At 40.3% G+C, this 23,085-nt stretch carries 25 protein-coding genes; 20 read left to right on the top strand and 5 right to left on the bottom strand.

Going from position 1 to position 23,085, the window contains the following annotated elements:
• The 14 genes from A3774_RS17010 to rho all read left to right on the top strand — a co-directional run.
• Nucleotides 1-185 (top strand): hypothetical protein (locus A3774_RS17010; protein ID WP_231867962.1); only part of this gene is annotated, 185 nt, incomplete at its 5' end.
• 15 nt (nucleotides 186-200) lie between these two features.
• The gene (locus tag A3774_RS07595) at nucleotides 201-5,315 is read left to right on the top strand and encodes a hypothetical protein (protein WP_067865661.1); all 5,115 of its coding nucleotides are present in this window, start codon (nucleotides 201-203) and stop codon (nucleotides 5,313-5,315) included.
• A gap of 152 nt (nucleotides 5,316-5,467) precedes the next feature.
• Nucleotides 5,468-5,725, top strand: a complete 258-nt coding sequence (locus A3774_RS07590; RefSeq protein ID WP_067865658.1) for a type II toxin-antitoxin system Phd/YefM family antitoxin — start codon at nucleotides 5,468-5,470, stop codon at nucleotides 5,723-5,725.
• Nucleotides 5,713-6,024, top strand: coding sequence for a type II toxin-antitoxin system RelE/ParE family toxin (locus A3774_RS07585; protein ID WP_067865644.1), 312 nt, complete (start codon nucleotides 5,713-5,715; stop codon nucleotides 6,022-6,024). The genes A3774_RS07590 and A3774_RS07585 overlap by 13 nt, the downstream gene beginning before the upstream one ends.
• 356 nt (nucleotides 6,025-6,380) lie before the next feature.
• Nucleotides 6,381-6,695 (top strand): transcriptional regulator, encoded by a 315-nt coding sequence (locus A3774_RS07580; RefSeq protein ID WP_067865655.1) that lies wholly within the window; start codon nucleotides 6,381-6,383, stop codon nucleotides 6,693-6,695.
• Nucleotides 6,688-6,987, top strand: coding sequence for a helix-turn-helix domain-containing protein (locus A3774_RS07575; protein ID WP_067865650.1), 300 nt, complete (start codon nucleotides 6,688-6,690; stop codon nucleotides 6,985-6,987). The genes A3774_RS07580 and A3774_RS07575 overlap by 8 nt, the downstream gene beginning before the upstream one ends.
• Nucleotides 6,988-7,375: 388 nt before the next feature.
• Nucleotides 7,376-7,633, top strand: coding sequence for a type II toxin-antitoxin system Phd/YefM family antitoxin (locus A3774_RS07570; RefSeq protein WP_067865647.1), 258 nt, complete (start codon nucleotides 7,376-7,378; stop codon nucleotides 7,631-7,633).
• Nucleotides 7,621-7,932: a type II toxin-antitoxin system RelE/ParE family toxin gene (locus A3774_RS07565; protein ID WP_067865644.1), complete on the top strand. Its 312-nt coding sequence runs from the start codon at nucleotides 7,621-7,623 to the stop codon at nucleotides 7,930-7,932. The genes A3774_RS07570 and A3774_RS07565 overlap by 13 nt, the downstream gene beginning before the upstream one ends.
• A 466-nt stretch (nucleotides 7,933-8,398) precedes the next feature.
• On the top strand, nucleotides 8,399-9,343 hold the full coding sequence (locus tag A3774_RS07560; protein ID WP_067865642.1) for a 2-hydroxyacid dehydrogenase: 945 nt from the start codon (nucleotides 8,399-8,401) through the stop codon (nucleotides 9,341-9,343).
• Between the two features lie 140 nt (nucleotides 9,344-9,483).
• Nucleotides 9,484-10,140, top strand: coding sequence for a Bax inhibitor-1 family protein (locus A3774_RS07555; protein WP_067865638.1), 657 nt, complete (start codon nucleotides 9,484-9,486; stop codon nucleotides 10,138-10,140).
• 44 nt (nucleotides 10,141-10,184) lie between these two features.
• A complete protein-coding gene (locus A3774_RS07550) occupies nucleotides 10,185-10,679 on the top strand; it encodes a hypothetical protein (RefSeq protein ID WP_067865634.1) in 495 nt (164 codons plus the stop codon).
• Nucleotides 10,680-10,745: 66 nt separating this feature from the next.
• Complete coding sequence (locus tag A3774_RS07545) at nucleotides 10,746-11,090, top strand: DUF4144 family protein (protein ID WP_067865631.1); 345 nt, start codon at nucleotides 10,746-10,748, stop codon at nucleotides 11,088-11,090.
• Complete coding sequence (locus A3774_RS07540; protein ID WP_067865628.1) at nucleotides 11,080-11,769, top strand: pseudouridine synthase; 690 nt, start codon at nucleotides 11,080-11,082, stop codon at nucleotides 11,767-11,769. Before A3774_RS07545 ends, A3774_RS07540 begins: the two co-directional genes overlap by 11 nt.
• An 89-nt stretch (nucleotides 11,770-11,858) precedes the next feature.
• Complete coding sequence (rho, locus tag A3774_RS07535; protein ID WP_067865625.1) at nucleotides 11,859-12,806, top strand: transcription termination factor Rho; 948 nt, start codon at nucleotides 11,859-11,861, stop codon at nucleotides 12,804-12,806.
• Between the two features lie 78 nt (nucleotides 12,807-12,884).
• On the opposite strand, the gene A3774_RS07530 is transcribed toward rho, so the two are convergent.
• The gene (locus tag A3774_RS07530) at nucleotides 12,885-14,165 is read right to left on the bottom strand and encodes a DEAD/DEAH box helicase (protein ID WP_067865622.1); all 1,281 of its coding nucleotides are present in this window, start codon (nucleotides 14,163-14,165) and stop codon (nucleotides 12,885-12,887) included.
• 315 nt (nucleotides 14,166-14,480) lie between these two features.
• Between A3774_RS07530 and A3774_RS07525 the strand changes: the two genes are divergently transcribed.
• Nucleotides 14,481-14,948, top strand: a complete 468-nt coding sequence (locus tag A3774_RS07525) for a DUF3465 domain-containing protein (RefSeq protein ID WP_082792384.1) — start codon at nucleotides 14,481-14,483, stop codon at nucleotides 14,946-14,948.
• A 114-nt stretch (nucleotides 14,949-15,062) separates the two neighbouring features.
• Entirely contained in the window at nucleotides 15,063-15,341 is a 279-nt protein-coding gene (locus tag A3774_RS07520) for a hypothetical protein (protein WP_067865619.1), read from the top strand.
• A gap of 140 nt (nucleotides 15,342-15,481) precedes the next feature.
• Here A3774_RS07520 and A3774_RS07515 read toward each other — a convergent pair whose 3' ends face one another.
• Nucleotides 15,482-16,165 carry a winged helix-turn-helix transcriptional regulator gene (locus A3774_RS07515; RefSeq protein WP_067865616.1) on the bottom strand — a complete coding sequence of 228 codons (684 nt, stop codon included), beginning with the start codon at nucleotides 16,163-16,165 and terminating at the stop codon, nucleotides 15,482-15,484.
• Between the two features lie 136 nt (nucleotides 16,166-16,301).
• Here A3774_RS07515 and A3774_RS07510 point away from each other — a divergent pair, with 136 nt between their 5' ends.
• From A3774_RS07510 to A3774_RS07500, 3 genes are all read left to right on the top strand, one after another.
• Nucleotides 16,302-16,586 carry a DUF4242 domain-containing protein gene (locus A3774_RS07510; protein WP_067865613.1) on the top strand — a complete coding sequence of 95 codons (285 nt, stop codon included), beginning with the start codon at nucleotides 16,302-16,304 and terminating at the stop codon, nucleotides 16,584-16,586.
• A 314-nt stretch (nucleotides 16,587-16,900) separates the two neighbouring features.
• Nucleotides 16,901-18,877 (top strand): methyl-accepting chemotaxis protein, encoded by a 1,977-nt coding sequence (locus A3774_RS07505; RefSeq protein WP_197468032.1) that lies wholly within the window; start codon nucleotides 16,901-16,903, stop codon nucleotides 18,875-18,877.
• 385 nt (nucleotides 18,878-19,262) lie between these two features.
• Nucleotides 19,263-19,688, top strand: coding sequence for a DUF1353 domain-containing protein (locus A3774_RS07500; protein WP_067865694.1), 426 nt, complete (start codon nucleotides 19,263-19,265; stop codon nucleotides 19,686-19,688).
• 105 nt (nucleotides 19,689-19,793) lie between these two features.
• Here the strand turns inward: A3774_RS07500 and A3774_RS07495 are convergent, their stop codons facing one another.
• On the bottom strand, nucleotides 19,794-20,267 hold the full coding sequence (locus A3774_RS07495; RefSeq protein WP_067865607.1) for an FKBP-type peptidyl-prolyl cis-trans isomerase: 474 nt from the start codon (nucleotides 20,265-20,267) through the stop codon (nucleotides 19,794-19,796).
• A gap of 158 nt (nucleotides 20,268-20,425) precedes the next feature.
• Between A3774_RS07495 and A3774_RS07490 the strand changes: the two genes are divergently transcribed.
• Nucleotides 20,426-20,836 carry an acyl-CoA thioesterase gene (locus A3774_RS07490; protein ID WP_067865602.1) on the top strand — a complete coding sequence of 137 codons (411 nt, stop codon included), beginning with the start codon at nucleotides 20,426-20,428 and terminating at the stop codon, nucleotides 20,834-20,836.
• Nucleotides 20,837-20,910: 74 nt separating this feature from the next.
• On the opposite strand, the gene A3774_RS07485 is transcribed toward A3774_RS07490, so the two are convergent.
• The gene (locus A3774_RS07485) at nucleotides 20,911-21,567 is read right to left on the bottom strand and encodes a hypothetical protein (protein ID WP_156473680.1); all 657 of its coding nucleotides are present in this window, start codon (nucleotides 21,565-21,567) and stop codon (nucleotides 20,911-20,913) included.
• A 147-nt stretch (nucleotides 21,568-21,714) separates the two neighbouring features.
• Nucleotides 21,715-22,968, bottom strand: a complete 1,254-nt coding sequence (locus A3774_RS07480) for an MFS transporter (RefSeq protein WP_067865596.1) — start codon at nucleotides 22,966-22,968, stop codon at nucleotides 21,715-21,717.
• Nucleotides 22,969-23,085 lie beyond the last annotated feature (117 nt).

Here is a 23,085-nt window from a genome sequence, read left to right as displayed (position 1 = left end):
ATAAATCGCTATGGATGGTGACCTTCCTACAGAGGACTTTCACCTCATTAGTTCATGCCCATGCTGGGCGTACACAAGAAAAGGCAATCCGACGCCTGAGGCGCGGTTGCTTTGGGCGTTACATGCCAATTCGTTCACCACGGTTTTCTCAAAGTACATTCAATTTCTGTTTGGCATTGTTTTGAAATTATGGAAATAAAATGAGCAAAGATGTAAAACAACAAAGCAATCCATTTTCTACTGGAGGTGGTGGCGTTAATTTTGAGACAAGGGTTCAGGCTGCTTTTGCTTTATCATTATTAACAAAATCTTGTATACCTTGTTTGTCACAAAATATGAAAGGCAAAGAACTGAAGTTTCAGAACAAATATGATGGTGTAAATACTGATGATTTTGTTCTAGTTGCGACAGATAGAAATAATAACGAAAGTAAGCTTTATGCGCAGATTAAGCATGAAATAACTATAAGTGAATCTATTGATTCAATGTTTGCGGAAGTTATTAACAGTGCATGGAAAGATTTTAATAGCACCGATTTTAGTATTGAAAATGATTCGATAGCACTGGTTACAGGAGTGTTACCTAAATTAGATGTTAATAATACCCTTCCAATACTTGAGTGGGCTAAGTATTCATCAGACTCTGCTGACTTTATAAAAAAATCAAAAACCAAAGGCTTTACCAGTGACGCGAAGATTAAAAGAATAGATATATTTAGGACACAACTAACTAACGCTAACGAAGGGAATGCTATTACTGATGATGAATTATGGCGTTTCTTAAAGATATTTCAGGTTATTTCTTTAGATTTAGATGCTAAATATTCAGTTGTCGCAAACTTACTGTGCTCTTTAATTCAATGTTATTCAGATGAATCACCATCCCTAGTTTTAGCTAAGTTAGTTACTTGTATGCAAGAGATTAACCAGAATGCAGGGGTTCTAACTCAAGATAATGCCCCCAAAGAAGTTAAATTACTATTTGGGTCGTCAAGTAAAGTAAGTTTTGAAAATGATTTCTTAAAACTTAAAGAGCGTGGCGACCATATATTTGATGGAATATCGAACACTATTAATGGTTTTCATATAGAAAGGGTTGAGCAGATTGCAGAAATATCTGAACTGTACGAGGTTAATGACTTTCTTTTTGTTACTGGTGCTAGAGGTGTTGGAAAATCTGGAGTTGTTAAAGACTTTATCTCAACGAAAGGTAAAGATGTTCCTGTTTTCTATTTAAGAGCTGAAGACTTAGATAAAAACCACCTTAACGATGTATTTACATCTATTGGGATGAATTCTACGTTAGGGCAGATTGAAGGGTACTTCTCGTTACTTAAAGAAAAAATACTTGTTATTGAGTCTCTAGAAAAAGTTTTAGAGCTAAATTATCAAGATGCATTTATTGATTTACTTCAATACATAAAAAAACAAGCGGGTTGGACCATTATTGCAACGGGCCGTGATTATGCATATCAACAACTTACTTTTAATTATCTTCAACCTAGTGCTATCCAGTTTGACAGTGTGAATGTGGAAGGGCTTACTACGGATCAAGTTGCACAAGTCAGTGAGCATATTCCTGAGTTAACAGGGCTAATATCTAATGACTCGTTAACTGAATTGCTTAAAGTGCCATTCTTTATCGAGATTGCAGTAAGAGCTATTGGTAATGGTGCACTATTTAAATCTGGTGATACTGAAGTCGATTTTAGAAATACTATCTGGGCAACAGTGATTTCAAAAGAGGCAGATAGAAAATCCGGAATGCCAGATAAGCGAAGAACAACTTTTATTAATATTGCAAAACAACGAGCGAAAAAAATGTTGTTTGGTATTAGAGCTAGTGAGTTTGATCCTGAAGTTATTGCTAAATTGGAAGAGGATCATTTAATTCACCGTGATCAGAAGTCTGCCACTATAAGTCCAATGCACGATGTCTTAGAGGATTGGGCATTAGAAGAATATATTGAGAGCGAGTACGTTGAAAATTCGCATGACTTAGTTCAATTTTTATTAACTATTGGTAATGAGCCTGCAATTAGTAGAGCCTTTCGGTTATGGCTATACAGAAAATTGAAATTTGATGATGCAACTAATGAATTTGTTGAAGAAGTCTTGACCTCTGATGGTATAGAAAGTTACTGGAAGGATGAGGCTATTGCAGCGATTATGCAACATGGCTCGCCAGAAGATTTTCTATATTCTCTTAAGTCTCAGCTTCTAAAGGATGATTGCGCACTTTTGGTCCGCTTTGGCTTTATTCTCAGAATAGCCTGTCAAAGACCAAGCTCACTATATAATAATTTATTGGTTAAAGATGGAAAATCAGGGATTTTGAAATCTTTGTTCTTACAGCCTTATGGTAACGGTTGGGAGGCATTGTTTAATTTTATCTATGAGGTTAAGCATGACTTGAGTAACACTATGCTTACTCAAGTTGTTGAGGTGATAAATGAATGGTGTGGACTCGTTAATATATATGAGGAACTGCCAAATGCCTCACAAAAGGTTGGCTTGTTAAGTTTATGGCTACTTGAACAGGTTAAAGATTCTTATCGTGATGAGGGGCGAAGAAAGAAAATACTTAATGCCTTATTAAAGGTTTCGACAGCAATCAAAGAAAAATTTGATGAATTAATGGAGCGGGATGTTTTCATTTCCAAGGTCAAGCCTAGAAGGTTAAGTTATGTTGATGAGCTGACTAGTTTAGCCCTTGTAGGCACTAATGTGCCTATGTTATGCAAGCGTAGTCCTGACTTTGTAGTTAAGCTTTCTTTGCATGAGTGGTTACTGCAAAAAACAGAAGAAGATGAGTTTGGCTATAGTTCTTATGGCCGAATTGATGTTGAAGAATCCTATGGTTTAGATCGAGAACGTGATTTTTTTCCCGCAAGTGGTGCTAAAGGACCTTTTAAGTACCTCCTTGAATCAAAACCTAGATTAGCGTTAGATTTTATTATTAAATTATGCAATTTAACTGCACAGAAATATGCTGAATCTGAGTTTGGCGCTCCTTCTGAGGATGAACAAGCAAAGGGCTTTTCTGATGAAGTAGCTGCAAAGCAAGTAGATATAACACTCAATGATGGCACGATAATTAAGCAGTATGCGTTACCTCACCTTTGGAAAGGCTATCGAGGACAGTCTACGTTGCCTTACTTGCTACAGTGTGGGCTTATGGCGTTAGAAAACTGGTTAGTTGAATATATAGATAAGTGTGGTGAAGATAATGAAATAGAATGGATTTATGATTACTTGCTGAGAAAGAGTAACTCTGTAATGCCTACATCTGTTTTATCTTCAGTGGCTACAGGCTTCCCTAATAAGGTAGGAAAAGCAGCATTTCCTTTACTGAAAGCTGCTGATTTATATCATTTAGATTTGATTCGAATGACGCAAGAAATGGGTGGAAATGAATTACATTTCTTTAATCATCAAAGAGATGTAATGACAAAATTTTACATCGAAGAAAGAAGAGAAGCCGCACTTAGACCATGGAGAAAAGAGTCATTAGCAACCTTATTAATAAGGCTTCAGTTCGTAAATGAACTTAGGGATGATGTTTTAAAAATTGTCGATGAATTGATCAATGAAGCGAATACAAGCAATGAAAAAAATCTTCGGTATATGGTACACCGAGTTGATACAAGGACTTGGGAGGCTATTGAAGACAAAGACAATGATCGAATATTGCTTCAAAGCTCGTCTGACCTTCCAGCAGATTTAAAGCAAGATCAGCAAGAGTTTAATGAAAAACATGCAATTGATAACACTGTAACTAGTTTGAATTTATGGGGGCGAAAATTATTCGAAGAAAAGTTGTTCGAAGAAAAGTATTTCTCTTCATATCAAGATGCATTAGTAGCCGCAAAAGAATTACTCAATTCCCTCCAAAAAGGTGAAATCCACAACTTTGCCGATATGGCGGTTGGTACAATCACAACTGTTGCTGCTGTTTGTGTTAGAGATGACTTTTTGAACTTAAGTGATGGAGATAAAAAGTGGTGCCTAGGAGTTATCCTAGAGTCAATATTTATGCACGCAGATAATATGAATGGAACAACAGCCCATGATAAGACTGATTATTATGGCTCTGGAGCGTGTGCATTTGTTTTGCCTAAATTATTTGATTTAGAGTTAGATTCAGAACAAGAAGAGCATTTGAAGTTTGCTTTGGCAACAGCATTAACCCATGAGAACCTTAATGTTAGTGCTTATGCTGCTAAGGGGGTAAGGGAATTTCTTTGGTCAAGAGACGCTGAATTAGCATCCAGTTGTATAGCTGGAATAGTTGAGTATGCCAGATTACGAAGAGAAGATAGTGTGGTACGTAGGTTTTATCATCTACAAGATGATGAGTTGCAAGCAGCTATCGAAAAATGGAATGCCTTTATAGCAACATTTCGCAATGAATTAGTTGATGGAAAATTTAAGCTTTCGGTTAACGATATTTCTTTGGAAAGCCATTGTTCATGGTTTCTTCATTTACCAATGTTAATGGTTCCATATTGTACTACGGATGATGTTCAGATTCAGTTGGTTAACAGGTTAGTGAATTTTGTATTTGATACTGAATATCAAAATCATCGTTCAAGTGGTGATGAAAAAATAAATTATGACATAAAAAAACAGATGCAAGATTGCCTTTCTGAGCATGTTATTTATTCAAGGAATAATAATTTTATGCCCTTTAAAGAGTTATTGGTCTTGGGGTGTTCAAAAGCACCCAGCTTTATTTATTCGTTAACACTCTCATATCATGTCGCTGTGGAAAAAGAAGATGATTATGATGCTATATGGACACTTTGGAGCTTGTTAGCACCAGAAGCACATAAGATAGCTTTGAATGATATTAATGATCGTTATATAGGTTTGCAGAATGATTTAAATCAGCTATTACGTGGAATGATGTATGCTGATTGCCCTTGGCAAGGTAATGAGAATGAAGAAAGTGATATGAAACGAGGAGCACATTATTTATTAGAGTTTGCAAATGAATCTGCAAACAATAGCCATGTATTTGAAGCATTAGCATCATTAATGTATCAATTTCATGTAGTGTTCTTCGATAAGGGAATTCACTTGTTAGCCTCTAAATACGCAGAGAACTCAAGTCTTATCGCCAAGCAAATCCATACTGCTTATTATTTGGAAATGTCGATAGGTCGATATTTACAAGTTGAGAACAGGGGAGCATTAAGCCGAAAAATGTATAACTCATGCCTTGAGCTGCTTAACGGAATTGTAGAAACTGGTTCAGCAAGGGCCTATTACCTTCGTGAGCATATGGTTAGATCACGAAAAATACATGTTTAAAGTTCATTCTTGCAAACTATGTCGAGCATGTAACAAGCCACTGCACTCGGAAATTTTACTCGCTCCGCTCCCAAAATTCCGGTGAGTGGGGCGTTAGTTTTTCTTGAAACGGAGTGATACTATAGTGATACATTTTAATTTAAGGTGTTACTATGAGAACTGAAGTTGTCACGACGTTAAAGCGGCAAGCAACAAAGCTGCTCGCTGATCTGCATGAGTCAAAAGAACCTATTCTTATAACTGAGCATGGTCAGCCATCAGCCTATTTGCTTGACGTAGCTGATTACGAGTTAATGGTAGAACGGATGAAAATCCTGGAAGGTATCGCGAAAGGTGAGCAGGCTATCCGTGAAGGTCGAACAGTGGATATGTCACAAGCCAAAGAGAAGATGAGTAAATGGCTCAAATAATTTGGACTGAGCCGGCACTAGATGATCTGAACCACATAGCTGAGTATATTGCAGTGAGTCATCCGTTCGCTGCGAGGCAATTAGTAGAAAAAGTTTTCAATAAGGTGGAAAGGCTCGAACAATTTCCTGACTCAGGCCGAATCCCTGAAGAGATTTCGACTTTAAATTATCGAGAATTAGTCGTAAACCCTTGCCGCGTTTTCTACAAAGTTGATAAGGATTTAGTTTATATTCTTCACGTGTTAAGGCAAGAGCGAGATTTACGAAAGTTTTTACTATCTGGCGAAAATGAAAACTAACTAGCGTTCAACTGAACTTCACTTGTTAAAATAACAAAAGTAAAAGCCGGTAGCGACGAGCGGCAATAAAGCACACAACGGGGTCAGGTCTTGCATCGTGCATATTGGTGACTAATACCTAACTAAGCCCATATTTTTAAGTTGATTTATTGTTATTTTTGATAGCCTTTCACAAGGCGTGTGTATTCTGTCACGATCGCTAAGAATCGAATTTTTAGGTGCGTTATATCGCTTAACTTCCAGAGGTAATGCGCACAATGCAAGACCTGACCTTTAAGTTCCTTTGACTCTTAAGTTCCTTAATCCTTCAAGTCATCTTACTTGCAAAACTCCGTCAATGACGTATATTGGTTGTCATGTTTACTATCATCGAAACCCCTACATTCGAAGCGGATGCCAGAAAAATCTGGACCGAAGAAGAGCGAAGCGCCTTCTTCTCTTGGTTGGCAGCCAACCCAGAGATTGGCGACCCTATTCCTGGTAGCGGCGGGTGTCGAAAGGTTCGATGGTCGGTAGCGGGTTCAGGGAAGCGTGGTGGAGTGCGAGTCATCTACTTTACCAGGTTGGCTAATGGTGAGATCTGGTTATTGGTGATCTACAAAAAGGCCGTTAAGGAAAACATACCCGCGCATATCCTGAAGTCTATTCGTGAGGTACTGGAAAATGATTAACGAGACTCTGAGTGCAGAGGAACTTGGCAACAAGTTGCTCCAATCTGTTAAAGAAATGAAAGCCGGAAAAGCTGCACGAATTAGTCGTGTTGAGCCTAACGAGGTTGCAGAGGCCCGCGGCAAAACTGGCCTGACTCAGATAGAGTTTGCTGAGGTACTGCATATCTCTCCGCGTACTCTGCAGGAGTGGGAGCAAGGTCGACGTAAACCCTCTGGTCCAGCAAAAGCGCTGATCGAGATTGCCTTTCGCCATCCAGAGGTAATTCGGGAAGATCTTGAACTAAGAGGTTAACAAGCGGCTGTTGCCGGACGCGCCTACGCTGGCGCTTCGGCACACAGAAAAGCAACGAACGGGGTCAGGTCTTGCATCGTGCATATTGGTGACTAATACCTAACTAAGCCCATATTTTTTAAGTTGGTTTACTGTTGTTTTTGATAGACTTTCACAAGGCGTGTGCATTATGTCAGACCGCTAAGAATCGAATTTTTAGGTGCGTTATGTCGCTTAACTTCCAGAGGTAATACGGAGAATGCAAGACCTGACCCTTAAGTTCTGCTGCAACGCTGGGTTTGTGCTTTATGTAGCACAAAGTAACTACGTTACGGTAGCTAATTTGGGCGTTAGTTTTCTTTGAAACGGAGTGATACTATAGTGATACATTTTAATCTAAGGTGTTACTATGAGAACTGAAGTTGTCTCGACGTTAAAGCGGCAAGCAACAAAGCTGCTCGCTGATCTGCATGAGTCAAAAGAACCTATTCTTATAACTGAGCATGGTCAGCCATCAGCCTATTTGCTTGACGTAGCTGATTACGAGTTAATGGTAGAACGGATGAAAATCCTGGAAGGTATCGCGAAAGGTGAGCAGGCTATCCGTGAAGGTCGAACAGTGGATATGTCACAAGCCAAAGAGAAGATGAGTAAATGGCTCAAATAATTTGGACTGAGCCGGCACTAGATGATCTGAACCACATAGCTGAGTATATTGCAGTGAGTCATCCGTTCGCTGCGAGGCAATTAGTAGAAAAAGTTTTCAATAAGGTGGAAAGGCTCGAACAATTTCCTGACTCAGGCCGAATCCCTGAAGAGATTTCGACTTTAAATTATCGAGAATTAGTCGTAAACCCTTGCCGCGTTTTCTACAAAGTTGATAAGGATTTAGTTTATATTCTTCACGTGTTAAGGCAAGAGCGAGATTTACGAAAGTTTTTACTATCTGGCGAAAATGAAAACTAACTAGCGTTCAACTGAACTTCACTTGTTAAAATAACAAAAGTAAAAGCCGGTAGCGACGAGCAGCAATAAAAGATTATATATCCCAAACCTTTCCGTCATATTTCCTTTCTGTGTGCTTTACATATTAGCAATATATCAATTAGCGTTTGTCTAAATAGTCACTTATTAAGCTTGATAGTGAAACTTATGGATCGAATAGGGATCAACATTTTCATATAAAGCTCAAAGTGGTCAATAGTCTCTCTTTGTGAACTAAACCGTTAGATATTGTGCTTCCAACATCTTAAGCGTCGTGATTAGCGGCCCTTTTTAAGGTGTCTAGGTAGATAATGGCACCTGTATAGCTTTTATATCGAGCGATACGTTATTTTTAGACTTTAAATTTGGCACAATGCCTAGGCCGGTAAAATTAATAATAAGGTTATTGGCCATGGCGCTTTGATCTTTCTATTCGCACGGTATCTATATGCAGAAATGTATCGCATTTGTTGGCAATATTCCCAATCATGAAAAGCAGTCTTGGTTGGCTAAAATAGGTCCATTGTTAAAGAATACTCGTCTTATACCGTTTGAAGAGCTATCCGCAACGGAGTGCTTAACTATTGAGGTTGCTATTGTTGCTAACCCCAATCCAAAAGAACTTGCTGAGCTTCCTAACCTACGCTGGGTACAGAGTGTATGGGCGGGGGTAGAGCGACTTGTTGCTGAATTACCTAATGCTCATTTTGATATAGTGCGAATGATCGACCCTAACTTAGCTTCGACAATGGCAGAAGCTGTACTTGCGTGGACGCTTTATTTGCATCGTGATATGCCTAAATATCGGTGTCAGCAAGACCGGCAAGTGTGGATGCAGCATGATTTAGTGGAATTAAAAGATCGTAAGGTAGGCATATTAGGCTTAGGCCAATTAGGCAAAGCAGCGGCAGAAAAGTTGGTTTTAAATGGTTTTAATGTTGCCGGTTGGAGTCGGCGCTCAACTGAGCTTGAGGGTGTAAAGTGTTTTAGTGGTGCAGAGGGGTTTAACCAGCTGTTGGCGGAAACGGATATACTTATCTGCTTGTTGCCTTTAACTCAGGACACCCATCATTTATTAAATAATAAAAGCTTAGGTTTCTTACCTAAAGGTGCATCGATTATTAACTTTGCGCGTGGGCCAATAATTGATGAAAATGCGCTGCTGTCACATTTAGAAAGCGGCCACATAGAACATGCTGTTTTAGATGTTTTTAAAACTGAGCCCCTACCTACCGATAGTGCTTTATGGACGGCACCCAATGTAACGGTTCTTCCCCATATCTCTGCCCCTACCAATATTCGAACAGCATCAAAAATTGTTGCGACTAATATAGCGAGATACTTTGAGAGCGGTGAGATCCCCGAGGCTGTGATACGTACCCGTGGGTATTGAATTTGAATGGCGGAGGATTTAATGTGCCGTAGGTGTTTGACTTGGACGTATTAATTATGTGAAAGCCGCTCTAATTTCTATTTTAGTTCAACGACTTAACAATTATCACATAACGGCAACTTTACATAGAGGGAATTATAATGGACGTAGGTGTCTTTAATCGTACGGAAACGAATGATCAGTTAATCAGTGCTTCAATGTACAATTTGGTTATCGGGTTAACCTTAATTTGGGGCTTTGCTATCAACTGGTGGATGGTGCAAAACGTCCCCGTTGAGTTGATAAGCAGTATTAATCCAATCGTCTTTTTTATTGGTTATTTTGCCTCCTGCTTTTTTGGTATTTATCTTTTTAAAAAATCGGATAGCCCCACAGTGAGCTTTATTGGCTATAACTTTGTTGTGGTTCCCTTTGGATTCATTATTAACCTGGTTGTAAGTCAATATGATCCATCTATTGTATTAGAAGCGATCAGAGTTACCGGTATGGTAACCTTTGTTATGATGCTTTTAGGTTCTATGTATCCTGCTTTTTTTCAGAAAATAATAGGCGGACTTTCTATTGCGCTGTTGTGTGTCATCGTGGTCGAGTTAATTGAGGTATTCATCTTTAATACCCATCACGATATCTTAGATTGGATCGTTGCTATTATCTTTTGCGGTTATATTGGTTATGACTGGGCGCGCGCTAATGCTATCCCTAAAACTTATGATAATGCTGTAGATAGCGCAGCTGCCTTATATATGGATATTATCAACTTATTTTTACGCATACTCCGAATTTTGGGTAGAAAATAGCCGAGCAACAAAACCGGTGGCATTAATAGCTAAGGGGATGGGTGATGTTTAGAGCAACGGCGTTTGTATTTTTACTTTGTTTGCTGGGTTGCTCCGACGCATCATCCTCTGCTGATCAGGAAGTAGGGCCGAACGGTGAGCCACCTAAAGCCCTTAAGCTTATCTATCAAAAACAGTTTGTTGCCGAAGAGAAAAACTACGTTCTGGCTTTCGGGTTTATCCATGCTTTTCTGGTTGAGAGACAGTTTTCTGTTAAATATTCTCGCTGTTTTGATGATGTGCTCGATGTGAGAAAACGTGGCAAAGGTTTCACTTGTCTTGCTCTACAGGCGGAACAAGGCCCTCCCACTAAGACCTATGTTCGGGTGAAAGTGGAAGAGGTTCTGTTTAACCAGTTAGATGGCAATAATAGGTTGAGCTTTTCCGTTGAAATTTATGTGCTTGATGGGTATGTGAAAAATGGGAAAGGGGCGCTGTTGGTGGATGGATTTACCACTGATGTCGAAACAGAGTTGGTATCGCTTTATAAAGGTAGATGATCTATATGCTGATTTTCTATTGAGAATAAAGGTTATTTATAGGGTTATAGCTTACGGGGATATTGAGTGATTATTTGGCCTGCGGTGATTAAATATGAGGGAGAAGGTGAGCTGGCTTTTGTCCCAAATGAATCTGAGTGGATATCGAATAGTGATTTGTATCTAGCATCTTATGTTGATGGGGATCTGTTAATTGATGCTATGGGAGCGATATATAGTTTACATGATAAAGCGAATACCCAGATCATGCCCAATTTTACAGGTCTATATTTTGATAAAGCAAAGGTGAACCAGATAGTTAAAGAGCATATGTCTTGTCTTGACCAATGCTGTGTTGCTAAGTTTTCTATCGACTCAATAGCCGAGGGCTGGTTAGCGGTGGGGTTAACGGTTGTCGATAATGCGCCTTGATAAATTTGTTTGCAAAAGTACTGAGCTAACAAAAACTGAGGCGATCGCGCATATTCATTCAGGTGCCGTGCGTGTGAATGATATTGTTACAACGCAGGAGGCGACTCAGGTTCATGAAAATAATCAGGTTACGTTAAATGGTCGTCGACTGAAGGCTCGGGATTTCCGCTATATATTAATACATAAACCTGCAGGTACTATTTGCTCTAATATAGATGAGCTCTATCCCTCTATTTTTAACTATCTTGATGTTGATAAAGTATCCGAGTTGCATATTGTGGGCCGTTTGGATGTAGATACCACAGGCTTAGTGTTGATGACGGATGATGGCCGCTGGTCATTTAATATTACGCGACCCGCTAAAGGGTGTTGCAAGGTTTATCGTGTACACTTGGCCAAAGAGATCTCTATTGAGGTCGTCTCTAAATTTAAAAGTGGCGTAAACTTACAAGGGGAGCAACAGCCAACCCTACCTGCGTTATTAGAGATCATTACACCTAAAGAGGTGCTTTTGACGATTACTGAAGGCCGATTTCATCAGGTAAAACGTATGTTTGCGGCGGTAGGTAATCGTGTACGTTCACTCCATCGAGAACAGATTGGCGATATTCGTCTTGATGTAGATGTAGGTCAGTGGCGTTACTTGTGCCATGAAGAGATTCAATCTTTTAGTAAATAACCCCATCTGTTGTTGTACAGTCACAATGGGCTAGCCTACCCACCAACAGATCAACTCACTTAATTGTCCAGAGTTATTAAAGCGATACCATGACGAGAAAAATATTAAGTTTGAAGGTAAAAAAGAATAAAGACGTTAAGCCTCAGGTTGAGGATCTTTTTCCTAATGATCCAGAAAAACGTTTTTTAAATGGTGTTGCTATTCATCCATCCCCACGTATCTGCTTAGAATCAGGCTCGCAGCAACTGTCTATGAGGGCGATGGATTTGATCACGCCTATAGGTATGGGGCAACGAGGATTAATTGTCGCACCACCGGGGTCGGGTAAAACGACTACGTTAAAACATATTTGTCAGGCGGTAGGTACCGCTTATCCAGAGATCAAACTGTATGCACTGTTGATCGATGAGCGGCCGGAAGAGGTGACTGACTTTAAGCGTAACGTAACCGCCGAGGTGCATGCGTCCTCTTCTGATGAGAGCTATGCTCAACATGTTCGTGTGGCCAATGAGTTGCTTGCTAAAGCACGTAAAGAAGCGGGCGAAGGGCATGATGTGATGATTGTTATTGATTCACTAACACGCTTGTCACGGGTTCATAATGCGGAGCAGAGAAGTAGTGGTCGTACTATGTCCGGTGGCGTTGATGCCCGAGCATTAGAGATCCCTCGCAAATTATTTGGTGCGGCTAGGAAGATCGAGAACGGCGGTTCGCTTACCATACTTGCGACTATATTGGTGGACACCGGAAGCCGGATGGATCAAGTGATCTTTGAGGAATTTAAAGGCACAGGGAATATGGAAATTGTTTTATCACGGGATGCCGCCAATTATCGAATTTTTCCTGCGTTGGATATCGCTAAAAGTAGTACCCGCCGTGAAGAGTTGCTGATCGATTCGAAAGATATTGCAAAGGTTAGGGCATTACGTCGTTCGCTTACTCAGCTTAAGCCTATAGAGGGTGCGAGGCGGCTGGTTGAACTATTAGAAAAATACCCTACTAATGCTGAACTATTACAGGCTTTTGCCGCTGAATAGTTTGGTTTAGTTAGGCTTGCTGGTAGGGTTGTTTTCTTTAATAAAAAAGAGCGCATTAGCCGCTCTTTTTTATATGTTTTAACCCCAAATATCTTTGTTTTTTCTATCTTCCGTTTTATGGCTTGTGTGTTTTTTCGTGCTTTTGTTTCTCGGTTTGGGCGCAGGCGCTTTGCTTTTGCGAACATAGTTTAAGATGGAAACCGGTACAACTTTTCTGACGGGAAAGCCTTCAATCTCTTTACGCTCGATTATATGGTTTAAACGGCTTTCAATCGCACAGAGGTTTTTAAAGTCCCCCATTGCGACAAAAGATATAGCTTCACCGGTGGCTCCTGCACGGCCAGTTCGGCCAATACGGTGGATATATTCTTCTGGTTTGAAGGGGAGGTCGTAATTGACCACACGACTAAGTTCGCCAATATCTATACCACGGGCAGCAACGCCGGTAGCGACTAAGTATTTTAGTGCGCCTGACTTAAAATCCGCTAAGATCTTTTCACGCATGGCTTGGCTTCTATCGCCATGAATAGCTTCTGCTACAATCCCGCGTTTTGCTAATTGGTCGACCAGCTTGGCTGCGCCGTGTTTCTTTTCAATAAAAATCAGTGCTTGATCCCATTGCTGATCCTTAATTAAATGACTCAGGAGTGCAGATTTAGTGTCTTTATCAACAGTGATTAGCCACTGATTTATGGTTGTAGCCGTTTTGTTTTTTGGTGAAACTGAGATCTTAACGGCAGGTTTAGCTACTTTACTCGCAGAAAAATCATCTGCGATGGCGCGAACGCCATCGCTCATGGTGGCTGAGAATAGGAGGTTTTGACGGGCTTCAGGTAAACGCTCGATGATCTTGTGTATCTCATCGCCAAAGCCCATATCGACCATTCTATCAGCCTCATCTAGCACTAAGACTTCCAGCTCATCAAAATGTAATGCGCGCTGGTGGGCCAGATCTAATAATCGGCCGGGCGTTGCTACAAGAATATCTGCACCTTGAATTAAGCGCTTTTTTTGTGGCTCGCTATCTACGCCACCATAAACGGCCATTGAGCTTAGGTTTAGGTGTTTACTGTATTCTGCAACATTGCCCGCCACTTGCACGGCTAATTCTCGTGTTGGGGTGAGAATGAGTACCCGTATGCGCTTGCCTCGAAGAGTGCGTTCTTTGTTGAGCTTTTCGAGTATAGGTAGAACAAAAGCAGCGGTTTTACCTGTGCCTGTTTGGGCTGTCGCAATTAGATCTTTTCCCGCCAAAATAAGGGGAATAGCTTGTTTCTGAATTGGCGTTGGCGCGGTATAGCCCAGATCGTTAATTGCTTGTAAAAGAGGAGTAGATAAACCAAGGTTTGAGAATGGCATAAAGGCTCGGATAGATTGTCATAAGGAGAGTAGGACGAAGTATAGCGTAAAACTTACTAGGGTTGCCCGGAAGGTTTAAAAAACCTATAGGACAGCGTAGGTTGATCGCTGACTTGGGCTCTTGTTTTAGTCAATCTGAGAAGGGGAAGATCGAAGGCGTTTTGGCATAGATTCGGGTAAGATAAGTCCGTGTTCGCCAGCGGATGGTGCTAAGTATGAGAAGGATGCTCACACGTTATGTCAGTGTTTTTCTTTGGATTCATCAATTGCTTTGGATCATGGCGTATTGATCATCGTTAATCTCATGGGAAAATAATGAAGAAGTTAATATTAGTCTGTTTAATTGGGTTTGGTCTGTATTCATATGTTCAGGAAAACCCGCAAGTTGCTCGGTATGTAAGTGAAGTCATTAATACTGAGGGGTCATCAAATCGTGCAGACTATTCATCCAGTGATAAGGCGTTACAAAGGGCATTTGATCATAGACAGAGCGATTTACAGGTTGGAGGCTCTGGCACCGTGATAAAAATATTAGCAGACGATTTGCAAGGTAGTCGTCATCAAAAATTCATCCTTAAATTGTCGACTGGGCAAACCTTATTGGTTGCCCATAATATTGATTTGGCGCCACGCATTAATGCATTAAGGGTAGGTGATCGAGTTAAGTTTTTTGGTGAATATGAATGGAATGCTAGAGGAGGGGTGGTTCACTGGACGCACCATGATCCACGAGGACGTCATGAAGGAGGGTGGCTGCTACACAATGGGAATATATATCAGTAGGGATGCTTTGGCTCTTAGCTGAGTATTATACTCAATAGGTGCGTCACGCGTATCCTCTGTACAAGTCGGGCGCATAAAATTACACTGTGCTCTTGTATTATCTGTGAGAGCCCTATGAAAAATACCTTAAGAAAACTTTTTGCGCCTATCTTAAATATTTTCGAATCCGGTGGAGGTGAATATAGCTATAAAGCGTCTCATCGTAAGATTTTGATGTATATGGGGCTCTTGTTTTTTGTGCTTTCAACGTTGTCAGGTATTACAGCCATCGCTTCCGACCAGTTAGGCGGTCTTATCCCTATTCTGGTCTTTTTCGTAATTGGTTTTGTGTGTTTGATTGTTGGTTTTTTAGGAAGTGATCGCGCGGTTTCTAAAATCTGGGGCAGTCGATAGTTAGCATTTAAGAGAGAAAACAGGATGGTTATAACTGGTAACTACCCTTACCCAATCTTCTTAGTGTCAATTTGCCCTATATTTTTTTCATCTATTCAAAACAGACTCGACTAATTAGTAGGGGCTTTGCTGCTACTAGGTTAGATCTCAGTGGCTGCAGGAATTTCTGCAAAAACGCTATTATCCATCCAACTATTGACATTATTCGTGAGTGCTCTCGGTCCTATGAGTTGTAGCTTTTGTGCACGAATCGCTGCCTTATAAGTAGTGTAGCCCATCCAAATCTCGATCATTGTACGCAGATCGGTGTTAAACCAGATATCAATCTCTTTGCCTGGATCAACGGTACAAATATCGACATTTTCATTAGTGACCACAATCCACCATTTGGCCATCTGGTTTTGATCAGTAAAATTAAACGAGATAATCGTACTTTCACCGGGTAAATTTTCTGGGTTAATGCTGCGTTCTAGGTAGAGCATAAGCAGCTCTATATCAAGTTCGGAGTCGGGAAGTTGACTTCGCGTCCAGCGCATTCCCCATTCACCTATCTGTTGAATAATAGGCGCTAACTCTTTACCCGATTCAGAAAGAAAGTATTCATATCCCCGTTGACCAGAAATTTTCTTACGGATCACAAGCCCATTTTCTGTGAGTTCATTTAAACGTTTGGTTAACATGGTTGGCGAGATAGCTGCCGTGCCCCGTTGAAAATCATTAAAGCGTTTCCCACCCATTAATAGCTCCCTAATAATTAGTAGGGTCCATTTTTCGCACAAGATTTCTGAGGCTTTGGCGAGAGGGCAGAATTGTAAATATTGCATAGTTTCACTCAATCAGGTTTTCTAACTACATAATCTGTAGTTTAGTGCTACAGTTTACATAGCATTTTTAAGGGGCAATTGATTTTAGTATCAGTGTACTAGATAACAACAAAAACATTATATGGAGTTCTTATACATGCCTAAGTTCATTATTGAGAGAGATATTCCGGATATAGGTTTGGCTGATGATGCAGCGTTAAGTGCCGCGGCCGAAAAATCAAATGAAGTGCTATCTGCTATGCAGTCAGAGCAAAAAGATATCAGTTGGGAAAACAGCTACGTTGTTGGAGATAAAACCTTCTGTATCTATAACAGCGCGGATGAAGCGTTAATTCATGAACATGCGGAGCGAAGTGGATTTCCGGCTAATACCATCTCAGAAATTAAAAGTGAGATAGACCCTACGACCGCAGACGCCTAACTAGGTATTTTGTTAAGTGTACGATAGGTTGTGGTTTTGTTGCCCTCCCATAGCTTATCGTGCGCTTAGCCCTATTCGAATACTTTCCCTCCTTATTCCTCTTAATTACAAATCAAGTCTGAGTAAGCTTTCCTAAGCTTAAGATTTTTAAGCGCTTATTTAATAGCGGCCTCCCTATTATCAGCAATAAATTGTTGCTGTTTGTCATATTTTTGTCATCTCTCGGTAGTCTAATAACACGCATTCGGAATTAATATTTCCGTAGGAAAAGGACGTTCATTTTTTAATCACATGTTGTAATGGCGTACAAATCTATGAAAATCTCTTTGCTAACTAAGCTCACCTCACTTGCTCTTTTCCTTATCCTTGCTGTGCTTACTATCTCTATAGTGTGGTCGCTTGATCGTCTAAACGATGCCTATCAGACCAGTACGAGCTATTACGAATATGAAGCGAGTACCCGTCACGCAATTGAAAAGCCTATAAACACCTACCTGCTGACAGGTGATGCAACGCTGCTTAGTAAAATTAGTAATGATATTAATGAACTGATTGGGGAAACACAGCAGAACCGATTATTGCCGTCAGACATTAAAACCCCTGCGGTGGAGCAGATGATATTGGTGCGAGATAATGCTTTGAGTACTTTACGAGAAGCGGGAAAATTATCTAATCCGGAGCTTTTGCTAGTAAATAGTGAGCGAGAAATGTTCGCCGAGATAACGGCAATAATGGAATATGTTGCTAAAGCGGAGAACGCTCCAAGCGATCTTAAGCAGAAGTACTTGAACTTGTCAGCTGAATTTATCAATTATCTAGTACCGACCATTTATGTGAGACAAAATAGCGCCTCAAAAGGCGATAGCTCAATATTAAAGAGCAGTGAAAGTTATTTAGTTGGCATGCAAGAGACGGCCGAAAAACTCTATGCTTTACCTCGTTTAGGTGTTTATAAAGAGGCTGAGGTTGAGGAAGATGAACTGGCTAGTGTATTAGGTTGGGATACCGAGGAAAGTAATGGCCCGGCAGAAGATATTGGTGAAGCATCTTTGCAAATTATTAAAAATTTAGCAGGACGCTACCCTAAAGAGTTAGATAATATCGCTAAATTTACTGAGCAAAAACAGCAAGGTAGTTTGGCCGCAAAGGAGCAAGTGCTCAAGCTTGAACAGTCTCTCCAAGGTTTAGAAGGTACTCTGGAAGAACACTATCAGAACATTTTACAGGATGTATACCTGTTACTGGCGGTCTGTGTTGTTTTGATCATTATTACAGGCGCCTGTATGTCGATGATTAAATACCGTCTGGCTGCCATTCTTCATCGTGCAACTGATTATGTAAGTCGCTTATCTGAAGGTGATTTAAAAATGCAGATGGATATGCCTAGTAAAATCAGTGAAGTAGCAACGTTACGTATCTCTATCAATAGTTTAAAAGATTACTTCTCTGACCTGCTGACGAACATTAAGCGTGAAACTGGCGTACTTAAAGAGCTAGAGTCCAATATGAACACTAGTGCAAAAAACCTTAGTTCTATTGTGGCTGAGCAACAAGCTAGTACACGCAGTACTGCAGAGCAGATGGAGCAACTAAAGAGCTCATTCGTCGAAGTGGCTGACCATGCGGCTCATACACGTGAATACACAAATCAAGCTAATGACCTGACCCAGAAAGGTATTCGGTTGATGAGAGGTACTCATAACAATATCGCCGAGCTTTCGAGTGATGTTGCGGGGACTAATGATGCGCTTGTTTCCTTGAAAGGGGATACGGAGTCAATCCTACAGGCGTTGTTAATCATCGAGGAGTTTTCGGATCAAACCAATTTGTTAGCACTTAACGCGTCAATTGAGGCGGCGAGAGCTGGTGAGATGGGACGAGGTTTTGCGGTAGTTGCTGATGAGGTGAGAAATTTAGCAGGAAATACTTCGCGTGCTGCGAGTGATATTAAGAAATTGACCAATAAGCTTAATGCAACCACCAATGATGTAGTGGAGCGCACTCAGCTCTATATGCAAAAAACTGAAGAAACTATGCAGATTGCAAATGAAGCGGAACAAGCGATTGGTGAAATAGCAGAGGCTAATTTGAGCATCAGCCAGATGAGTTCACAAATAGCTTCAGCAACCGAGCAACAGTCTCAATTAACGATGGAGATTGTTAATGCTATGTCAAAAAATACTGATCTAGCGAATAACAGCTTAAACGAAGCGGAAAATAATCGATCTTATGCGGATAATCTTGTTGTTATTAGTGGCAAGCTTAATCAGATGATTGTTCAATTTGAATAACCATTTATATTGCCTCAGGTTTTAATAGACTGTTTTTATCGCGGGTTACATGGTTAGTCTGTTTACAGGTCACTAAGTACCTGATGGCAATGAAGTCTCTGAACATTATCATTTTGTTATGTTAGGAATATGATTAAGGCTCTGAAGGAGGGCTATATTACCCCGGTTGAAATTAAAGCTGAAAAACCAATGTAGTGACATGATTGATGTTGGTGGTAGCGATATTAAACCTCTTTGTTTAGAATATTTTACGTTTTTATATAAATGCAGGATTTATAGCGCTGTTGGTATTGAGCTGTTAAATGAATAGGTAGTTTGTGACTCCGCTTCTATACTCTGTACTATGCTGAAAGGTTTACGTTATTTTATTCGTGAGGAAAATGCCATGGAATGCATCGAATATAAGAAAGGGTATAAATACCAGATAGTTGATGATTATGTAACGTCCATCCCATTTTTGCCGAGTAGCGATATTCGTTCGCCTTCGGGCTATATTGAGCTAACAAAGGATGGACTGCTTAGCATTAAAAAGGGATATGCGTGGGACGGCCCTTCAGGCCCGACTATTGATACGCGAGATTTTATGCGTGGATCGTTAGTTCACGATGCTTTATATCAATTAATGCGTGAGAACTTGTTGGATAAAGATGAAGATCGCGATGCTGCAGACCGGCTCTTACAACAAATGTGTCAAGATGATGGTATGTGGGCATTAAGGGCATGGTGGGTCTATATTGGGTTGAAGTTTTTTGGTGATCCGGCGGCAGACCCTGCGAACAAGCGACCCGTGACTAAAGCACCTAACCTATAACAATTAGCTTAGGTATACAAAAAAGAGGCCCGCACATAGGTGCGGGTTAGGAAAGTAGCGCACAGACCTTACGCATTAGAGCAGGATAATATAGAGCTTCCATTTTTACTTAAAATCGATCAGCTCTACTTCAAAAATAAGCGTTGATCCTGGGGTAATTATACCTGCTGAGCCATTGCCGTAAGCAAGTTCGCTTGGAATATAAAAGCGTGTTTTTTCTCCCACAACCATCAACTGTACACCTTCCGTCCAGCCTTTAATGACTTGGTTTAATCCGAATTCTATAGGTTCACCACGCTCTACTGAACTATCAAAGACTGAGCCGTCAATTAAGGTGCCGTGGTAGTGTACTTTTACTTTTGATGTGGCTTTTGGATGCTCCTCTCCCGTACCTTTTGTTAACACTTCGTACTGTAAGCCAGAGTCTGTTTGTGTAACGTTTTCTTTGGTTAAATTAGACGCTAAAAAAGTTTCTCCTGCTTCTAGGTTATAGGCCAATTGCTGCTTTGAATTTTGATGGTTTTTATAGAGAAAAAACAAGATGGCAATAATTAGGATAGGAAGCAGGTAATTTAGCATTGTATAGCTCCGTAGTAGGTGAGTTTATTTGGGGCTCGTTGATTATCTAGATCCTGAACAGTATGACATAGTGTTACTGGTTTTGATTGAAGTTGTCATTCCTTCTTCGGCTAGATAGTTTACAGTGAGTTTTTTAATTATCTATATGTGAGGCTGGGATGGATCTGGAAAAAAGTAAGTTACTATATAGCTGTTCAATCCCTGTTCGGTGGGGTGATATGGATGCCTATGGGCATGTCAATAATGCGATGTACATGCGTTATCTTGAAGAAGCGCGGGTGCAGCTTTTAGATAATATGAATGTGGAGCTTGACCCTAATGGGCTGGCCCCTGTCGTAATTGATATAGGCTGTTCATTTATTCGACCGGTGGTCTATCCTGATCAATTACGTATTGATTGCTATATTAGCGATCCAGGGCGTTCGAGCTTTATGACTTACTATAAGGTTTTCAGTCAGCATGATGACAAAGCTATTGTGAGCCACGGGCATGCAAAGGTGGTATGGATTGATCACAGGATTGAGAAATCAGTTCCATTGCCTGATGCTGTTCGTGCCTTATTTGATTAGAGGTTTTTTGGTCTATTTGTCGGGGATTAAATGCGTTTTTATAATGTGAAAATTTTGGATTCAATGGATGAATTTTAGCTAACGATAGAGTAATTATTAGCTAGAAGAGTCGTGACTATATCTTCCTCTACTGGTACAGGATCGTTGTTGATTGTTTTTGGGGTCTCTGATTCTTCAGCAGAAATTTGTGCAAGGTTAAAATATAGATAGTCCTGCATCCATTGCTGATATTGCTGTAGCCAATCACACATTAACTCCTCTAAAGATGTTTCATCAATGGTGAAACCCGCTTTTAAGTCTGTTTTTGTATATAACGAGCCTTTCAGTAAATCTTCGTGTGTGGGGTGGTTTTTAGAGTAGTACTCAAGTGTGACATGGCCTGATAGGCGGTTCTCTAATATGAAGCTTATACGATCAAGGCTTAAAGGGGCATAGTTGATCGCTTCTATCAGTGACTCTACTTTTTGATCAAAGCATAAAATGGTTGAATCGGTATAAAAAGCAGCAACAAGAATTCCATTGACTCTAAACAGGGCTTGAATTTGTTTCTCTTGCTGGGCTAAGTAATGTTTTTTTTGTGTAACAGGAGAAAACTGCTCGAGCATTGTTAAATAAAATTGATCCATCTGTTGGATAGAAAGAGCGCTCTTCGTTGCAGGCAGATGCTTTTTCAAAGGCTCATCAATAGGAATATGCGCCTGAGCATTAAATGATGCCTGTGTACTATGCATAGAGCTGATCTCCATAAGTTTACTGTACATAATCTACAGCAAAGGAAATGCCAACTATTTAACTCTATGTTTTTTAAGAGAGAAGTTATGTGAAAGGCGGTTTATTATCGTTTTTAAGGCAAAGGATTGCCGTAGAAACGGCAATACTTAGCGAGAAGGTATTTTAGGCCTAAAGAGAGTTGTTAATATGATAGCCAACGTCGTTGCACAAGCACAAAGGAGGTAGCTTGATGTGAATGATTCGCTTTGTTCTGCTAAATACCCGGCTAATGTTGGTCCTGAAATTTGGCCTATAGCAAAGAAAAAGGTGACATAGCCAAAGGCTTTGCCCGCAGCGGATATAGGTAAAATATCACTGATCATTGCAGCGATAATTGCGGGAATACTAAAGGCTGATATTCCAAATAATGTCATGGATAAAAATAGGGTGAATGTTCCTATTTCTGATGCTGCTAAAGAGTATGCAAGTGTTTGCAATATAAACACTAATATTAGGCCAAACCTGCGCCCAAACCGATCAGATAGACTGCCAAAAATAGCACCTGAGAAAATACTCAGAATGCCCATTGTCATCCATAGTGATCCAGCGTCACTTTCTGTGAAATGATATTGCTCAACCAGAGTTGTTACGATAAAGGTTGCATAAATCACATAGGTAAAACCAAATAAGAAATAGATTGAGCCTATATGAAGGATCAATTTACTGATGGATTTAGATGCTTGTTTATCAGATTCTAAGCCTGCGGGTTTGGAGGTAGCTTGCAACGGATCGGTAGAGGATGAAGACTCATATCCATAAGGTTTTAAATTTAGTTTAGTTGGGTTGTTACGAAAGAGAAACGCCGTGATACATGCGGCCAGAATGATGATTAATCCAAATGCTCCCCAGCCGACTTTCCAGCCATCGTCGAGCCATGTGCTATTTAGCCAAGGAATTAATGCGCCACTAGCAACAATGCCTAAGCCGTTACCCATGATCATAAATCCCGCTGCACGGCCTCGATGCTGCACAGTAAACCAATGGGCGACTAAGCTCATAACCGCTATGTTAGCAGTACCACTACCTATACCCGTTATGAAATATAGAAGTGTGATAATCATAAAATGGCTGCTGAAGCTGATTAAAAACATGCTTATGCCAACTAAGATTAAACCTAAGAATATGGAGTAGCGCGCGCCAAACTTATGAATAAGGTGATGACAAAGTAATACAGCGAATAGATAGCCAATAAAATTACCCGTACTGATAAGTCCCATCTGTGTATAGCTTAGTTGAAGGCTGCTGCCCATAGAGGGTAGTAACATACCGAGTGCAAAACGGCCTAGTCCTAAGCAAGCGAAGAGAGAGATCGCGCCAGACAGAACAATAGTCCAAGCATAGTGGAACTTATTAGTAAGCATCTATAGGGCCAATAAAAAATAGGAATTATTGATAATAACGAGTGTGTGAAATAAAGGTAAGAGGAGAGGATGTTATTCTAAATTATTGAAATAAAAAAGGACGCCGAAGCGTCCTTT

The sequence above is a fragment of the Neptuniibacter marinus genome (assembly GCF_001597725.1).
GTDB classification, from domain to species: Bacteria; Pseudomonadota; Gammaproteobacteria; order Pseudomonadales; family Balneatricaceae; genus Neptuniibacter; species Neptuniibacter marinus.
Note: the sequence above shows the minus strand (reverse complement) of the source record. Positions and strands in the feature narration are given on the sequence as shown.

Excerpts from the sequence above, each read along its gene's own strand:
- A3774_RS07520 (WP_067865619.1), top strand. The coding sequence starts at position 15,063 with ATGAAAAATACCTTAAGAAAACTTTTTGCGCCTATCTTAAATATTTTC.
- A3774_RS07505 (WP_197468032.1), top strand. The coding sequence starts at position 16,901 with ATGAAAATCTCTTTGCTAACTAAGCTCACCTCACTTGCTCTTTTCCTT.
- rho (WP_067865625.1), top strand. The coding sequence starts at position 11,859 with ATGACGAGAAAAATATTAAGTTTGAAGGTAAAAAAGAATAAAGACGTT.
- A3774_RS07480 (WP_067865596.1), bottom strand. The coding sequence starts at position 22,968 with ATGCTTACTAATAAGTTCCACTATGCTTGGACTATTGTTCTGTCTGGC.
- A3774_RS07485 (WP_156473680.1), bottom strand. The coding sequence starts at position 21,567 with ATGCATAGTACACAGGCATCATTTAATGCTCAGGCGCATATTCCTATT.
- A3774_RS07575 (WP_067865650.1), top strand. The coding sequence starts at position 6,688 with ATGATTAACGAGACTCTGAGTGCAGAGGAACTTGGCAACAAGTTGCTC.
- A3774_RS07570 (WP_067865647.1), top strand. The coding sequence starts at position 7,376 with ATGAGAACTGAAGTTGTCTCGACGTTAAAGCGGCAAGCAACAAAGCTG.
- A3774_RS07510 (WP_067865613.1), top strand. The coding sequence starts at position 16,302 with ATGCCTAAGTTCATTATTGAGAGAGATATTCCGGATATAGGTTTGGCT.
- A3774_RS07540 (WP_067865628.1), top strand. The coding sequence starts at position 11,080 with ATGCGCCTTGATAAATTTGTTTGCAAAAGTACTGAGCTAACAAAAACT.
- A3774_RS07500 (WP_067865694.1), top strand. The coding sequence starts at position 19,263 with ATGGAATGCATCGAATATAAGAAAGGGTATAAATACCAGATAGTTGAT.
- A3774_RS07585 (WP_067865644.1), top strand. The coding sequence starts at position 5,713 with ATGGCTCAAATAATTTGGACTGAGCCGGCACTAGATGATCTGAACCAC.
- A3774_RS07530 (WP_067865622.1), bottom strand. The coding sequence starts at position 14,165 with ATGCCATTCTCAAACCTTGGTTTATCTACTCCTCTTTTACAAGCAATT.
- A3774_RS07555 (WP_067865638.1), top strand. The coding sequence starts at position 9,484 with ATGGACGTAGGTGTCTTTAATCGTACGGAAACGAATGATCAGTTAATC.
- A3774_RS07490 (WP_067865602.1), top strand. The coding sequence starts at position 20,426 with ATGGATCTGGAAAAAAGTAAGTTACTATATAGCTGTTCAATCCCTGTT.
- A3774_RS07565 (WP_067865644.1), top strand. The coding sequence starts at position 7,621 with ATGGCTCAAATAATTTGGACTGAGCCGGCACTAGATGATCTGAACCAC.
- A3774_RS07550 (WP_067865634.1), top strand. The coding sequence starts at position 10,185 with ATGTTTAGAGCAACGGCGTTTGTATTTTTACTTTGTTTGCTGGGTTGC.
- A3774_RS07595 (WP_067865661.1), top strand. The coding sequence starts at position 201 with ATGAGCAAAGATGTAAAACAACAAAGCAATCCATTTTCTACTGGAGGT.
- A3774_RS07590 (WP_067865658.1), top strand. The coding sequence starts at position 5,468 with ATGAGAACTGAAGTTGTCACGACGTTAAAGCGGCAAGCAACAAAGCTG.
- A3774_RS07525 (WP_082792384.1), top strand. The coding sequence starts at position 14,481 with ATGAAGAAGTTAATATTAGTCTGTTTAATTGGGTTTGGTCTGTATTCA.
- A3774_RS07560 (WP_067865642.1), top strand. The coding sequence starts at position 8,399 with ATGCAGAAATGTATCGCATTTGTTGGCAATATTCCCAATCATGAAAAG.
- A3774_RS07580 (WP_067865655.1), top strand. The coding sequence starts at position 6,381 with ATGTTTACTATCATCGAAACCCCTACATTCGAAGCGGATGCCAGAAAA.
- A3774_RS07495 (WP_067865607.1), bottom strand. The coding sequence starts at position 20,267 with ATGCTAAATTACCTGCTTCCTATCCTAATTATTGCCATCTTGTTTTTT.
- A3774_RS07515 (WP_067865616.1), bottom strand. The coding sequence starts at position 16,165 with ATGCAATATTTACAATTCTGCCCTCTCGCCAAAGCCTCAGAAATCTTG.